The following is a 17,060-nucleotide window of genomic DNA, read 5'->3' as shown; positions in this document are numbered from 1 at the left end:
GGCAAGAGGCAACGGGAAAGAATGCTCTTTGATCTGTACGGAGTTTTTTCAGAAATCAAATCATAGTCCTATATATCTCACATTTATGTAGTCACAAATTATACTTTTGTAGTGGATTTTATTCAAAATTCACATCAGTAAGAATATAGGGCTATTTATAAAATAACTTTAAAGGAATGATTTAGTTTCTGTAAAGTATGTTATTGTTTTTATTAATTCAATGCTTTAAAGTAGTTAGGTAAATTAGTTATTTAATTAAGATTTTGAAATTAAAAATAACTAAATATAACTGCTTTTCCATCACCTTCTGCTCGTTTAATTACTTTTTCAACTCGCATAAACTCGGATTAAAGGTGGTGTCTTTTCGGTAACGAACTTGTCAACTTTCCTGGGTCAAATAGCATAAAATATATTATCCCGGACGTTGAAACTGGCTATAACATCTATCAAGATACAGAACATAGTCATTAATACCAGCTATGTTGCTGTGGTTATGCTAGATAATCAAACAATTTCGGGTAAAAAAAGCGTTTCTGTTGCCTTAGCTACTCCTAAGTTTTCATCGCTCCAGTGGAATACCATTACTCCAAATCTCTACTATTACAAATGGATTGAATTCACTGGTCAAGCAGTTATTACACTCCAAGACTATTAGACTCGTTTTAACAACGTCATCGACCTATTACCCCAATATCAAGAGTCTAGCGTTGTATAAAATTTTTCTGCGATGTCTACGACGGGCTACGCCTACGCTGTGTACCAAAATCGCCTGTAAATCTAAGGCTTAATCAGGGCAGTATGTGTCGTTTGGTGTCGATTTAGAAAAAAGCATTTAGCGGAGATAGGATAGCTAGCTGCTTAGAAGACGAGAGTTTTTTATTATTTAGTAGGCAACAGAAATTACTGTAACTACACAATCCACAGTACTCACTATGCCCTATGTCTGCTTATTCAATTGATACTGCCTTAGCGGAGTTACAAAGCCTTGTCAATAATTGTGAACAGGCTGTGATGAGGTCTATTGAGGGAAAAAAAATGAGGTCAGATAAATCAGTGTCAATCAACAGAATTAACAGACAATTACAATACAATCCTATAGCTATTGTTGGCATGGCTTCTCTATTGCCTAAAGCTAGAAATTTGCGGGAATATTGGCAAAATATAGTAAATAAAATTGACTGTATTACTGATGTTCCTTCTACTCACTGGAGCGTCGAAGATTATTACGATCCGAATCCTAGAACCACTGAGGATAAAACCTACTGTAAAAGAGGTGGGTTTCTTCCAGAGGTTGATTTTAACCCGATGGAATTCGGCATACCACCCAGCATTTTGGAAGTCACAGATGTATCGCAACTATTAAGTTTAGTGGTTGCGAAAGAAGCGATGGAAGATGCAGGTTATGGCGAAAAACGTGAGTTTAGCCGCGAGACTGTTGGGGTAATTTTAGGCGTGGCGATGGCCAAGCAGTTAGGAATGCCACTTTCTGCAAGGTTGGAATATCCGATTTGGGAAAAAGTTCTTAAAAGCAGTGGTTTATCCGATGAGGATACGCAAAAAATCGTTGATAAAATCAAAAGCGCTTATGTGAAATGGGATGAGAATGCTTTCCCTGGAATGTTAGCTAACGTAGTCGCCGGACGAATTGCCAACCGTCTGAATTTTGGCGGAATGAATTGCGTAGTTGATGCCGCTTGCGCTAGTTCCTTTGGTGCTTTAAAAATGGCAATTAGTGAGCTAGTTGAGCATCGTTCTGACATGATGCTGACTGGTGGTGTTGATACCGACAACACCATAATGGCTTACATATCGTTCAGCAAAACACCGGCAGTTTCTCCAAGTGAAAATGTCAAACCTTTCGATGCTAAATCCGATGGGATGATGTTGGGTGAAGGTATCGGGATGATTGTCCTCAAACGCCTGGAAGATGCTGAACGTGACAACGATAAAATCTATGCAGTAATAAAAGGTATTGGTACCTCCAGCGATGGACGTTATAAGAGCATTTATGCTCCTCGTAAAGAAGGACAAATTAAAGCCTTAGAACGTGCTTATGAAGATGCTGGCTTCTCTCCCGCTACTGTTGGTTTGATGGAAGCACATGGCACTGGTACAATGGCTGGAGATCCGACAGAATTCGGTTCTTTAAAAGACTTTTTTGAGGGACATGATTCCAAAAAGCAGCACATCGCTTTAGGTAGTGTAAAATCGCAAATTGGACACACAAAAGCGGCTGCGGGTGCGGCGAGTTTGATTAAAACTGCTTTGGCTTTACATCACAAAGTATTACCGCCCACAATTAACATTACTGAGCCAAACCCTAAACTCAACATTAAAAATTCGGCATTTTATTTGAATACCGAAACTAGACCTTGGATTCGTCCAGAAGGGGAAGCACCAAGACGCGCCGGTGTGAGTTCTTTTGGCTTTGGTGGCACCAACTATCACGTCGTTTTGGAAGAATATGAAGCTGACCAGAACCAGGCTTACCGCTTACACAGTGGTGCTAGTGAAATGCTGTTGTTTGCTCCCACAGTAGACCAATTGTTGAGCAAATCTGAAGAGATTTTAGGTAAGTTGCGTTCACGAAGTGACTCCGCAGGAGTATCGCCTGAAGCAGAAATACACTACGCACAATTAGTCAATGAGTGCAAATCACAACAAATTCCCCTTTCTGCTGCCAGATTTGGGTTTGTAGCTGAGAATCTGGAAGAAGCTTGCAAGTTGTTGCAAACTAGCATTGACTGGCTGAAAAACAAAGGAACAGCAGCATCTTGGGAGCATCCCCAAGGGATTTATTACCGCGCTTCTGGTATGGAGTTGGGTGGAAAAGTTGTCTCTCTATTTTCTGGTCAAGGTTCGCAATACTTGGAGATGGGGCGGGAACTGGTAATGAATTTTCCTTTGATGCGGCGTCTTCATGGCTATATGGATAGCTTGTTAATCAAGGATAATTTACAGCCGTTATCAGAGATAGTTTTCCCTCATCCTGTGTTTGAGGAAGCAGAGAAAAATGCTCAAATTGCTGCCTTACAACGCACAGAATACGCTCAACCAGCCATCGGGGTGTTGAGTGCAGGGATGTACAGCATATTGCAACAAGCTGGGTTTAAATCAGATTTTGTGGCGGGACATAGCTTCGGGGAACTGACAGCGTTGTGGGCTGCGGGAGTTTTGAGTACGGAAGATTACTTGTTCTTGGTGAAAGCTAGGGGTCAAGCAATGGCTGCACCCGAAGACCCGGATCATGATGCGGGTAGTATGTTGGCTGTGAAGGAAGATATCAGCAAAGTGGAAGCAGTGCTGAAGCGTTTTCCCCAAGTTGCGATCGCTAATCAAAATTCTCCAACTCAATTTGTCTTGGCTGGCCCCACCGCAGAAATAGCGAGAGTCAGAGAAGCTTTACACGAGAAAGGATATACAGCTGTATTGTTACCTGTATCAGCCGCTTTCCATACACCGCTAATTGCCTTTGCTCAAAAATCCTTTGCGATCGCAACTAAGTCTGTCAACTTCCAAAGTCCCAAAATCCCTGTTTACAGCAATGTTACGAGTAAGCAGTATCCCAAAGAAGCCCAAGGTATTCAAAAAATCCTGGAAACGCACCTTTCCAACTCAGTGCTGTTTAAACAGGAAATTGAAAATATCTATGCAGCCGGTGGTACTTGTTTTGTGGAATTTGGGCCGAGGAGAATTCTGACCAACTTAGTGAAAGATATCCTTGGCGATCGCCCTCATCTTACCGTATCTCTGAATCCCAGCACTCAAAAGAATAGCGATCGCTCTTTGCGGGAAGCAGTTGTGCAGTTGCGGGTAATTGGTTTGGCTTTGAATAACCTCGATCCTTACCAACTTCCCCAAACTATCCCCCCAATTGAGACGAAGAAGACATTAAATGTACGTTTGAACGGCATAAACTACAGATCCGAAAAAACGAAAAATGCCTTCGCTCTAGCTTTGCAAGATGGGCATAAAGTCACATTACCCACCCCAGAATATTCTGAAGCGGCGCCTTTGTTTACCAGCCCAGGAGTGACTCCACCTCTGGCAGTGATCGAGACTAACGGACATAAAAAAACACCCCTTGTTACCACCCCAGCAATGAATCCTGTGACCCTTTCACAACCAGCCCAGGAATCTAAGATGCAGCCAACACCAGAAAAACTTACAAATTATCAACAACTTTTAGAAAGTTTAGAATATCTGCTGACACAGTTTCAGGAAAATCAAGCCGAGAATTTGCAAGTTCACGGTACTTATCTTAATCATCAAATGGAATACGCCAAAGCGTTTTTCCAACTGATGCAGCAGCAAAATTCTTTGTTGAGTGAAAGTAAATCAACAGAGGAAACTGCCAAAATGAAGCTAATTGTCATGGAAAGCTTAGAGCGCAGCATGATGCAGTTTCATTCCCAACAAGGTGAAACCCTACGCATCCATGAGCAATATCTTCAAGAGCAGCTGGAATATACTAAAAACTTTTTCCAACTCATACAGCAAGAGTATTCTCAAATCATCTCAGGTGAGGGAGTAACTCAACTAACAGAGAAAGTCAGCAATGCGGTAGCACAAACAAGTGTTACTGATTCACCAGTACCGGTTACTACCAAGATAGTAGAAAGTCAGCCTCTACCTGTAATTGAGCCAGTAGCTAAAAATGCCTTAAATGTTACTCAAGAACCTCTCTCGCCCGTTTCCCAGGTGGTAGAGGCTGTAGTTGAAACTATCGACTCCCCAGAACAGACGCGATCAATCGCGTCTCTACTTCCTACTCCCCACTTTCCTATTGTTGAGACAGTCGCGCCACCTCTGTCAGTGGTAGAACCCCAAACCGAGGTTGTAGTCAAAATTAGCTCACCTCCAGTCAACGAACCAGCACCCGTATCTAGTGCAACCATCGACATTGTTGACTTGGATAAAAACCTGTTAGCCATCACCAGCGACAAAACTGGCTACCCAGTCGAGATGCTGGAAATGGATATGGACATGGAGGCGGACTTAGGAATTGACTCGATCAAACGAGTGGAAATCCTGGGGGCGCTACAGGAAATGTACCCCAACCTACCCAAACCCAATTTAGAAGAACTGGCAGAAAAACGCACCATTGGTCAAGTTGTAGAGTATCTGCAATCCCACACTTCCAAAAGTATTTCTGTAGAAATTGCGGTTCACGAAGTACAACAAGTAACTGAGATTTCAATAGAAACTGCACCCGTAGTTGAGGTAGTCACTTCACCAGAACCAAGCGTTGTTGTCGCATTCACCCCAGAACCAGAACCCGCTACAACTGATGAATTTGCAGACTTAGGTCAAACCCTGTTAGCCATCACCAGTGATAAAACTGGCTATCCAGTAGAGATGCTGGAACTAGAAATGGACATGGAAGCCGACTTAGGGATTGACTCGATTAAACGGGTAGAAATCTTAGGGGCGATGCAAGAAATGTACCCCAACTTACCCAAGCCAAATATCGAAGAACTCGGAGAACTCCGCACGATTGGTCAAATAGTCGATTACCTACAGCAGTTGGCTGGAGGTGAAAAAAAAAAGTCTGAACCTGAGTTTGTCCAACAGCAACCGCCGGAATTAGAGCATAATATCCAGCGCCATCCCGTCAAACTCAGAAGCCTACCACAGCCCGATTATTTGGATTTCACGTTACCAGAGGGACACATCGGTTTAATCACCGATGATGGTTCCCTCACCACTTATAAATTAACTGAATCCCTAATCGAGAAAGGCTGGAAGGTAGTAGTTGTCAGCTTCCCCCAATCGCTCATCGCCCAACAAGCGCCCTTACCCACAGGAGTAACCCGCGTCACCTTAGCAAACTTAACTGAAGAACATCTCCAACAACAACTACAAGCGATCGCATCTCACTGTGGAGCGATTGGGGCTTTCATCCATTTACATCCTGTCTTTGTCACAAATCACACCGGGACAATTCCTTATCTTGAACAAGAAAAGGCGATCGTTAAGCACATATTTTTGATGGCGAAACACCTCAAACCCTCTCTAAACGAAGCTGCGCGTCATGGACGTAGTTGTTTCTGCACAGTTGCTCACCTTGATGGAGCTTTCGGGTTAGAGTATAAAGTCAACTTTGGTGCGATCGGCGCTGGTTTATTTGGATTAACCAAAACTCTGAGATGGGAATGGCCAAAAGTTTTCACTCGTGCGATCGACCTAAGTCCCAGACTTGACGCTAAACAGTCAGTACAAAACATCATTGCCGAGCTTGACGATCCGAATCTTTATATTAGTGAAGTTGGCTACGGCTCACAAGGACGAGTCACCATTATTGCCGATTAAAAAGCAGATTAACGCCGTGTGCAACTTTCTCTCGAACCTAACCCCCAACCCCTTCCCTTGTAGGGAAGGGGAGTAAGAATCAAAGCCTCTCTCCCTGTGGGGGAGAGGTTTGGAGAGGGGGTTTCAAGAATCAGTTAGTTGTACATCAAAAAACACAATTTATCCAGATATTCACGAGGATTTATGATACAAACAGCCCCATCATCTGTCTTTGTCGTGAGCGGCGGTGCAAAAGGGATTACGGCTGAGTGTACTATCAGATTAGCACAGCAGCAACCCGGCAAATTCATCCTCCTTGGTCGCTCCGAACTATTAGAAACCGAGCCAGATTATGCTCAAAACTCTGATGAATCCGCATTGAAAAAATGCATCATGGAAAATCTTCTTTCTCAAGGAGAGAAGCCCACACCCATGAATGTGCAAAAAATATATAACAAAATTACCTCCAGCCGCGAAATTAAAAAGACTTTAGCAGCAATTGAAAAAACCGGAGCCAAAGCAGAATATATCAGCGTCGATGTTACAGATACGGAAGCTTTAAAAGAAAAACTTGCCAATGCTGTGCAACATCTTGGCCCAATTACAGGAATCATCCACGGCGCTGGAAACTTAGCTGATAAGTTAATTGAAAAGAAAACAGAAGAGGATTTTGAAAAAGTTTACACCGCCAAAGTTCAAGGCTTAGAAAACCTGTTGGCTTGCGTTAATCCTAATGAACTTCAGCATTTAGTTTTGTTTTCTTCCGTAACAGGATTTTACGGAAATCCTGGACAATCTGATTATGCGATCGCTAATGAAATTCTGAACAAATCAGCCCATATATTTAAGCAAAGTTATCCTTCATGTCATGTAGTTGCTATCAACTGGGGCGCTTGGGACAGTGGGATGGTGACAACAGAATTAAAGAAGATTTTTCAAGAGCGAAAAATTGAAATAATTCCCATTGCAGTTGGGGCGCAAATGCTCGTTAAAGAAATGGGTAATACCAATCATGCAACTACACAAGTTGTCATTGGTAGCCCACTTGTTCCACTGGCGACAGAGTTAGATTCAGAACTACGAATCCATCGTATTCGTCGCCAAATGACATTAGAGGCTAATCCATTTTTACACGATCATACTATTGCTGGTTATCCAGTTTTACCAGCAACTTGTGCAATGACCTGGATTATCAATGCCTGTGAACAACAATATCCAGGTTATAGATTGTTCAATTATCAAGATTTCAAAGTTTTGAAAGGGATTACTTTTAATGAAACATTGGCTAAAGAACATATTTTAGAAATAGAAGAAGTTTCCAAAGTTAACCTTGAAAGAATCGAACTTAAAGCCAAAATTTCGAGTAAAAACCCAGAAGGGAGAATCCATTTTCATTTTAGCGCTCAACTCAATCTCCAGCGAGAAATCCCAGTTGTACCAACTTATGAATCTCTCAATCTCGAACAAGACAATATCATCACCGCTACAGGAAAAGATTTTTACCAAAATGGGGGAGCCACATTATTTCATGGCCCCGCTTTTCAAGAAATCAAAAGAGTTTTAAACATCAGCCCTGAAAAAATTACTACAGAATGTCTGTGGCCAGAACTCAGCGCAAAACAACAAGGACAATTCCCCGTCCAATGGGTAAATCCTTACACAACAGACTTGAGTATGCACGCCTTATGGGTTTGGACACAACACTTTCATCAAGAAGGTTGTTTACCTGGAAAAGTCGAAAAATTTGAACAGTTTGCAATGATACCTCATAACGAAACTTTTTACGTTTCTTGTGAAGTTAAATCCAAGACACCAAGTAGTGCGATCGCTAACTTCATCATACACGATCGCCAAGGTAAAATCTATTCACGAATGCTCAATGCCCACGCCATTATTTGGTCAATGAAACTACTCCGAAGCTAGGAGTCTATCAAGTTGAAAGTTCGTAGTAAGGACTTAAGTCCTTCTTTTATAAGCACTAAAGTGCTTACTACAAACAAAAATAGTAGTAATTTTACGATTGCTATAACTTGCCTCGTTCAAAGTTTGGGGAACAGCGTAAATCCTGCCTTTTAATTATCTCTTGCCTAATACCCAAACTCGGAGCATATCAGCAGTGGAAAAAATAGCCATCATCGGATTATCATGCCTATTCCCCGATGCTAAAAACCCTGAAGAATACTGGCAAAATCTTGTTAGTCAAAAAGATTCCACATCCTCTGCAACCGTCGAAGAAATCGGGGTAGATCCGACAATCTTTCACAATCCAGTCAAAGGTACACCAGACAAAACCTATTCCCTCAAAGGCGGATACATCCGCAACTTTAAATTTAATCCATCTGAATACAATCTACCATCAGAATTACTTGCTGGTTTAGATAACACCTTCAAATGGTCATTATATGCGGCTAAACAAGCAATTGTACATGGTGGTTATTGGGGTAATCAAACTGTTCTTGCAAAATGTGGCGTAATTTTAGGTAATTTGTCATTCCCAACAAAATTATCTAATCAATTATTCTCTCCAATTTACCAGCAATCTATTACCCCTGCTGTCAAAGAACTTTTGCAATACGAAGACTTTGATTTAGCTGCCCTCCCAACTGCAACCAAAGCCTCTTTATACAATGCCCTGATATCTGGTTTACCAGCATCTATCATTGCTCAAGCTCTATCTCTATCCCAGATTAATTTATGTCTGGATGCTGCTTGTTCGTCATCATTTTATGCTATTAAATTAGCATCTCATTACTTATGGTCACACAAAGCTGATGTCATGTTAGCTGGAGCTATAAGTTGTGCAGATTCGCTATTTGTGCGGATGTTATTTTCTGGTGTTCAAGGATATCCCGAAAACGGTATCAGCCGCCCCTTAGATAAGTCCTCTAGAGGGCTAATTCCCGCCGATGGTGTTGGGATGGTGATGCTGAAAAGATATTCTGATGCCGTTAGAGATGGTGATAATATTCTCGCCACCATCTGCGGTAATGGACTCTCGAATGATGGCAAAGGTAAACATTTACTCAGTCCTAATCCTAAAGGGCAAATCCTAGCTTTTGAACGAGCCTATAATGAGGCGAAAATTAGTCCAAAAAGCATCGATTATTTAGAGTGCCATGCTACTGGCACATTACTAGGAGATACAACCGAATTCAACTCCATAGAAACATTCTTTGGTCAAAATCAAGCTGCGCCTCTGGTGGGTTCTGCCAAGGCAAATACTGGTCATTTGCTAACTGCTGCTGGCATGGTTGGCTTGACTAAAGTGATTTTGAGTATGTCTCATGGTGTAATTCCAGCAACCATGAATGTTTCGGAACCTTTAGCATCTGAAAATAGTACAATTTCTGCCGACAAAATTGTTAGAACAGCTACAGCATGGCCTAATAATAACGCACCAATCAAACGGGCAGCTATTAGCGCTTTTGGTTTTGGTGGCACTAATTCTCATCTGATTTTAGAACAAGGAACTACAACAGAATCAGTTGAATCAATTCCACCTGTTCCACCTACCAAAGTCGCCATTGTCGGCATGGATGCCTTTTTTGGTAACTGCAATGGTTTAGATGCTTTTGAACGCAGTATTTATGATGGAACACAGCATTTTATTTCCCTACCACTTCAAAGATGGCACGGTATAGAAAATCAAGAAAACTTACTTAAAGAGTACGGTTTAACAGATGGTAAAGCACCAGTAGGGGCATATATCAAAGATTTTGAAATCGATACTTTATCGTGCAAAATTCCACCGAATGAAATCGAAAAGTTAAACCCGCAACAATTATTACTTCTGAAAGTTAGCGATCGCGCCGTAAAGGATGCGAAACTACAGGAGGGCGGTAATGTCGCAGTTATTATCGCTGCCGAGACAGAATTTTCAGTACATCAGCTACAGCAAAGATGGAATCTATCTTGGCAAGTTAAAGACGGTTTACTCAACCAAGGAATTTCTTTACCTGCTGAACATCTGGCGCAACTAGAAACCATTGTCAAAGATAGCATTCACCAACCAGTAGAAATCGGCGAATATGTGAGTCATATCGCCAACGTTATGGCAAGTCGGATTTCTGCTTTGTGGAATTTCACTGGCCCTGCATTTACCATCAGCGCTGGGGAAAATTCTACTTTCAAAGCGTTGGAAGTTGCACAAATGCTACTCGCTACAGGTGAAGTTGATGCGGTGGTTGTGGGTGCAGTAGATTTGGCAGGTGGTGTGGAAAATGTCTTGTTCCGCAGCCAATTTGCACCAATTAATACGGGTGTGAATACGTTAGGTTTTGACCAACAAGCTAATGGCTGGATGGTTGGCGAAGGTGCGGGTGCTGTTGTTCTCAAGCGCTACGAAGCTGCTAAGGAAGATAATGAACGCATCTATGCAGTCATTGATGCTATGAGTTTCGCACAAAGTAATTCTACTTTGAGTGACGCTTTGGTAAAATCTGATGCTTCAGCTATCAGCAATGTCTGCAAACAAGCTTTCGAGATGGCGGAGATTCAACCCACAGAAGTCAACTATGTGGAAGTCTTTGGTAGTGGCGTTCCCCAGGAGGATGAAGCCGAAATCACAGGTTTACTCCAAGCTTATCCGAAAGTGGGCAACGGTTTGCATTGTGCATTGGGCAGCGTTAAAGCCAATATCGGCCACACCTATACAGCATCGGGAATTGCTAGCTTAATCAAAACCGCTCTCTGTCTTTATTACAGGTATATTCCCGCCACACCCAAATGGTCTGGTGTCAAAACACCGCAAGTATGGGAAGGTAGCCCTTTCTATGTGGCAATGGAATCAAGACCTTGGTTTGTCGATAAGGGCGGTACACGCAGAATAGCAGCAATTAATAGCATGGGTATAGATGGCAGTTACGCCCATTTAATCTTATCGGAGGAACCCAGCCAAGAGGAGCGCGACAACAGATATTTGCAACAAATGCCTTTTCATCTGTTTCCTATAGCAGTTAGCGATCGCACCATTATCCCCAATCTTCTAAACAATCTCCAACATACCATAGAAGCGAGTTCTTCTTTATCAGCTACAGCCAGCGAAACATTCGCTACTTTTGAACAGCAATCTGGTGCAAAATACGTCTTATCAATCACAGGACGTAACACAAAAGATTTACTCAAAGAAATTGAATCTGCCCGCAAAGGTGTAAATAATGCTTTTGAAAACGGCACAGATTGGCAAACACCACTAGGTAGTTATTTCACAACGAAACCATTGGGTAAAACTGGAGCAGTTGCTTATGTTTACCCCGCAGCAGTCAATTCTTATATTGGCATCGGTCGCAGTGTCTTCCGTTTATTTCCTAAAGTCTTCGAGGACTTAAAAAGTAACAATCTTTACAACCGCGCTGCCGATGTTGAAAAGTTAGTTTATCCCAGAAGTTTACCCAAATTGACAACTAGGCAACTAGAAACTCTCGAAAAGCAATTGTTAGATGATTCACTGGCAATGTTTGAAAGTGAAATTGCCTTTGCTAGATACATGACGGCAATTTTCCGAGATGATTTTCAAGTCAAGCCGCAATCCGTTTTTGGGTATAGCTTGGGTGAAACTAGCATGATGGTTGCTCAAGGAGTTTGGAGTGATTTTGAGGGCGGAAGTAATACCTTAAATTCATCACCTTTATTTGGCGATAAGTTATCTGGGCCTAAAAATGCTGTACGTGATTATTGGGGATTAACAGATTCACCAAATCCACAAAACAACAATTTTTGGAATACTTATGTTCTCATGGCTACTCCATCACAAATTAGAGAATGTCTGAAACATGAGAATCGTGTCTACTTAACTCAAATCAACACACCAGAAGAAGTATTAATTGCTGGTGATGATGCAGCCTGTAAGCGAGTGATTACAACTTTAGGTTGCAATTCTTTCACTGCTCCTTTCGATCATGTGATACATTGTGAAGCGATGCGATCGCAGTACGAGGAAATCAAAAAGGTAAACACTTTACCATCCCAAAATCTTCCCGGCATTGTTTTTTATTCTGCCGCCGATTATCAACCAGTTGCACTTGAAAGAGATGCGATCGCTCACAATATTGCCAAAGGATTGTGCCAAGAGCTTGATTTTCCGCAATTAGTAAATCGTGTCCACGATGATGGTGTAAAAATCTTTTTAGAAGCGGGTGCAGGTAGTGTGTGTTCACGATGGATTGATAAAATTCTCGGCAACAAAGAACACATTACAGTTTCTCTGAATCGTAGAGGAATGGATGACCATGCTTCGATGGTCAAAGCATTAGCAAAACTACTCAGTCATCAGGTGAATGTGGATTTATCACCACTGTACAGCAAAGCCCAAGAAACTGCTAATCAAAATAAAGCAACATTGAGAATAGTTACCTTGGGTGGAAAATCAATTGTTGCTGCTATTTTAAGCGACAAAAATCGTAAACTTGTTGAAGATTTGATTGGAGATATTAGGAGCGATCGCTTCGCCAACGCCAAGGGCGAACGCTTTAAAAAACAGCATCAAAATATACCTAATATTCAACAATCTGAAATCACAGATTCTCTTAACATTTCTAACGAGATAATCAAAGAAGACATCTTGCCATTCCCGACTCAATCAGAAGAAGTAAAACCGAAAAATATCATTGATAACGGTTTTGAAACGAGAGAACAATTACAATCTTCTGAGTCAAGCGCAATTGGGCAGCAAAATTCTCTTTCTTCGCCACCTGTCATCACTCAAAAAATTAGTAGCATCATCAGCATGTTTGATTTAAATAAGACTCAGTATCAAAAGCTCAATGCTAATAATTCAAAGATAACTAAAGCGCACACTGCTTTTTTACAAGCTAGACAAGATTATAGTCAGCAAATGAGCGAAATCATTCAATTGCAACTAGCTTGCGCCCAAAATTTGCTTAACGACGAATCCTGATAATTCAAAATGTAAACTCCTGTAAATACGGTTTGGATAAGATCCCCCCGCCTACGGCGACCCCCTTAAAAAGGGGGTAAATAAGGAAAATAGCCCTGCTTTTTAAGGGGGGTTGGGGGGATCTTCGAGTGATAAACAAGCTAACTGAACCGTATTAAAACTTTTTCCAAGAGTTTACATCATTCAACATTCAGCTTTTATAATCCATTGCTTGTAATCTGAGGGATAACTGGCGTGACAACCGTAGATACGGTAATGAGTAAACACGATAATGGTCTTAATTTCTCTGCCTGGTCGCATAGCCAAAACCAGGTTTGGAAAGGTTCTTTAGAAACTGTATCTTTTGAACAGGGAGCCATCAAAGATAAATTGATGGTGTTAGATAAACCCTGCTACATCGTGAAAGTTGCCGGAAAAATTGGTGTCACTAATGAAGGGTATTTATCCCCTGGTGATAATAACGCAACAGCACAAGTAGAACTGCTGACATTTGTAGCACCAATCCGTATTCAACAGTTTGGAGATCCGAATTTTCTCTCCTTTTATGGAGTGAAATATGCTTATGTTACCGGCGCAATGGCTGGCGGAATTGCTTCTGAAGAAATGGTCATTGCACTAGGAAAAGAGCAAATTTTGAGTTCCTTTGGTGCAGGTGGCTTAACTCCAGACCGTTTGGAAGTAGCCATAAATCGCATTCAACAAGCTTTACCTCAAGGGCCTTATGCTTTTAATTTAATTCACAGTCCTAACGAACCTGCGATTGAACGCCGGGCTGTGGATTTATATCTCAAATATCAAGTGAGAACAGTAGAAGCATCTGCATTTCTCGACTTGACCCCCAACATTGTTTATTACCGTGTTGCTGGATTGGGGTTGAATAACACCAATCAAATTGAAATCAAAAATAAAGTCATTGCCAAAATTTCTCGCCGAGAAGTTGCTACTAAATTTTTGCAACCAGCACCAGCCAGAATTCTTAAAGAACTTCTTGAACAAGGATTAATTACTGAGTTACAAGCAACTCTTGCAGCCAAAGTTCCGATGGCTGATGATATTACCGTCGAGGCTGATTCTGGTGGTCATACAGATAACCGTCCCTTAGTTTGTTTGTTGCCTTCTATTATTGCCTTGCGGGATGAAATTCAAGCACAATATCATTACCAAATACCCATTAGAATCGGAGTAGCAGGGGGAATTGGGACACCACAATCAGCCTTAGCAGCCTTTATGATGGGTGCTGCTTATATAATGACTGGCTCAATTAATCAATCATGCATTGAATCTGGAGCTTGTGAACATACCAAAAAGTTATTAGCTCAAGCAGAAATGGCTGATGTAATGATGGCTCCAGCCGCAGATATGTTTGAAATGGGAGTTAAACTGCAAGTTCTCAAACGGGGTACGATGTTCCCCATGCGATCGCAAAAATTATTTGAACTCTATCGCGCTTATAATTCCATTGAAGAGATTCCTTTGGCAGAAAGAGAAAAGTTAGAAAAACAAGTTTTTCGCAAAACTATTGCTGAAGTATGGGAAGGAACTGCGGCTTATTTGTCCCAAAAGAATCCTGAGAAATTGGGTAAAGCAGTCAATAATCCTAAACTGAAAATGGCGTTAATTTTTCGCTGGTATCTAGGATTATCTTCTCGTTGGTCTAGTTCTGGCGAAAAAGGTAGAGAAGTCGATTATCAAATTTGGTGTGGCCCAGCAATGGGCGGTTTCAATGACTGGGTACGGGGTTCCTACCTGTCTGAAGCAAATAATCGTCAGGTAGTTGATATTGCTAATCAAATTATGACTGGTGCAGCCTTTTTATATCGTGTCCAAAATTTGAAAATTCAAGGACTGCAAGCTTCCGATTACTACAGTCAGTATCACCCTGTTCGTTCTACATTGTTGGAGATTTAAAAATGACTATAAAACAGTCTTTCACAGCAGACGATATTCAAGTATTTTTGGTATCTAACTTAGCTAAGTTGCTAGGAGTATCAACTGATGAAATAGATGTCAAAGAACATTTAGAAAACTATGGTTTAGATTCAGCCCAAGCAATGATTCTAGTAAGTAACTTAGAAAAGTTGCTAGGATTTCAACCATCACCGTTGCTTCTGTGGCATTACCCAAATATTGAAGCTCTTTCACAGCGTTTAGCTGAAGAAGTACAAGGAGATTCAAAAGTTCAAGATACAGGGGTAACCTCCTCTAATGCCAACACTCCTCCCTCAATTTTAGATTTAGGTGCCGAGGCTGTTCTTGACCCTACAATCCATCCCGGTGCTGCATCTAATTTGCCTGTAGCTGAACCCAAGAAAATCTTTTTAACTGGAGGTACAGGCTTTTTAGGAGCTTTTGTTATCCGGGAGTTGCTACAGGAAACTAATGCGGATATTTATTGTTTAGTGCGTGCTGCTAATGCCGAAGAAGGCAAAAGTAAACTCCAAAATAATCTGCAACAGTATGCAATTTGGCAGGAACAATTCACCTCTAGAATTATTCCTATTGTCGGCGATTTATCTCAGCCTTTGTTAGGTCTTGATTCTGAACAGTTTCAAATCTTAGCTGCCAACATCGATACTATCTATCATAGTGGTGCTTTGTTGAATTATGTCTTTCCCTACTCGGCACTGAAGGCAGCCAATGTTTTAGGAACGCAAGAAGTTTTGAGATTAGCTTGTCAAATTAAAGTCAAGCCTGTACATTACGTTTCTAGCGTTGCTATTTTTGAATCACCGGCTTATGCTGGTAAAGTCGTCAAAGAACAGGATGAATTCAATCATTGGGAAGGTATTTATCTTGGTTACTCTCAAACTAAATGGGTAGCTGAAAAGCTAGTTAAAATTGCCCGCGACCGAGGACTTCCTGTAACTATCTATAGACCGCCTCTGATTTCAGGAGATAGCACAACAGGCATTTGTAACACCCATGACTTTATCAATTTGATGACAAAGGGCTGTCTACAAATGGGAAGTTTCCCTGATGTAGATTATATGTTGGATATGTCTCCTGTGGACTATGTAAGTAAAGCGATCGTTTATCTTTCACGGCAGAAAGAATCCATAGGTAAGGCTTTCAATTTACAACATCCCCAACCTGCTCCTTTAAAAATGCTAATTGAGTGGATACGCTCTTTTGGTTATTCAGTTGAGATGATTCCCTATGAAAAATGGCAATCAGAGTTAATCAATAATGTGTCTTCTGTGGACAATCCTTTGTATACTCTGCGACCCTTTTTACTAGAACGCTGGTCTGATGAGCAACTGACTATTCCTGATTTGTACCTACAAGCTAGAAGACCCCATGTTAGCTGCCAAGATACTCTCATTGCATTAGCAGGTAGTTCTATTGTTTGTCCTCCCATTGACTCTCAATTATTTATGACTTATACGGCCTACTTGATTCAAACTGGCTTCTTAAATATCGCTTAGGAACTCACAACTTGCGTAGGGTGTGTTAAGGATTCTGTAACACAATGCCAGTTGCTACAACAGATAGCGAAGCGTTAGCGAGTCATCGAGCGTCGGGAACCTCTGCAACGCACTGGCTCCCCTACCAAACATTTTGTTTAGTCCATGTTCTTGAAGACTCAGTACTACCTAATAACCAATATTTAAGATGTCAGCTAACAATTCATACATTAATAGCGGCAATATAATTGCCCTATTTTTTTAGGATTAAAAATGTAAATTTTTAGAACTTACACCTTGACATAAACAATTGAGTATACAATGGTTAGTGTCAGCCATAAAAGTTTGATTTTACCCACTATTGTGAGTAATCAAACACGTATACATAGGCTGATGTCTGGCGACAAGCCGCTACGCGTCTACACTAGCAGTCTGAAATAACCGAATTTTTTGGATTCTCAACTTTTACG

General features: G+C 41.2%; 6 protein-coding genes. All 6 read left to right on the top strand.

Annotated elements, in window-relative coordinates; translation table 11 throughout:
• Positions 1–436: 436 nt before the first annotated feature.
• Entirely contained in the window at positions 437–655 is a 219-nt protein-coding gene (locus F8S12_RS12030; protein ID WP_196516511.1) for a hypothetical protein, read from the top strand.
• A gap of 284 nt (positions 656–939) precedes the next feature.
• On the top strand, positions 940–6,312 hold the full coding sequence (locus F8S12_RS12025) for a type I polyketide synthase (protein ID WP_196516510.1): 5,373 nt from the start codon (positions 940–942) through the stop codon (positions 6,310–6,312).
• Between the two features lie 183 nt (positions 6,313–6,495).
• Positions 6,496–8,214: an SDR family NAD(P)-dependent oxidoreductase gene (locus F8S12_RS12020; RefSeq protein ID WP_196516509.1), complete on the top strand. Its 1,719-nt coding sequence runs from the start codon at positions 6,496–6,498 to the stop codon at positions 8,212–8,214.
• Positions 8,215–8,407: 193 nt separating this feature from the next.
• Positions 8,408–13,186 (top strand): PfaB family protein, encoded by a 4,779-nt coding sequence (locus F8S12_RS12015; RefSeq protein WP_196516508.1) that lies wholly within the window; start codon positions 8,408–8,410, stop codon positions 13,184–13,186.
• Between the two features lie 234 nt (positions 13,187–13,420).
• Complete coding sequence (locus F8S12_RS12010) at positions 13,421–15,094, top strand: PfaD family polyunsaturated fatty acid/polyketide biosynthesis protein (RefSeq protein WP_196516507.1); 1,674 nt, start codon at positions 13,421–13,423, stop codon at positions 15,092–15,094.
• A 2-nt stretch (positions 15,095–15,096) separates the two neighbouring features.
• The gene (locus tag F8S12_RS12005; protein ID WP_196516506.1) at positions 15,097–16,611 is read left to right on the top strand and encodes a thioester reductase domain-containing protein; all 1,515 of its coding nucleotides are present in this window, start codon (positions 15,097–15,099) and stop codon (positions 16,609–16,611) included.
• Positions 16,612–17,060: the final 449 nt, after the last annotated feature.

Origin of the sequence: Nostoc sp. WHI (assembly GCF_015714725.1) — a bacterium.
Lineage (GTDB): Bacteria > Cyanobacteriota > Cyanobacteriia > Cyanobacteriales > Nostocaceae > Nostoc.
The sequence above is the reverse complement of the archived record's forward strand: the minus strand, read 5'-3'. Positions and strand labels throughout refer to the sequence as shown.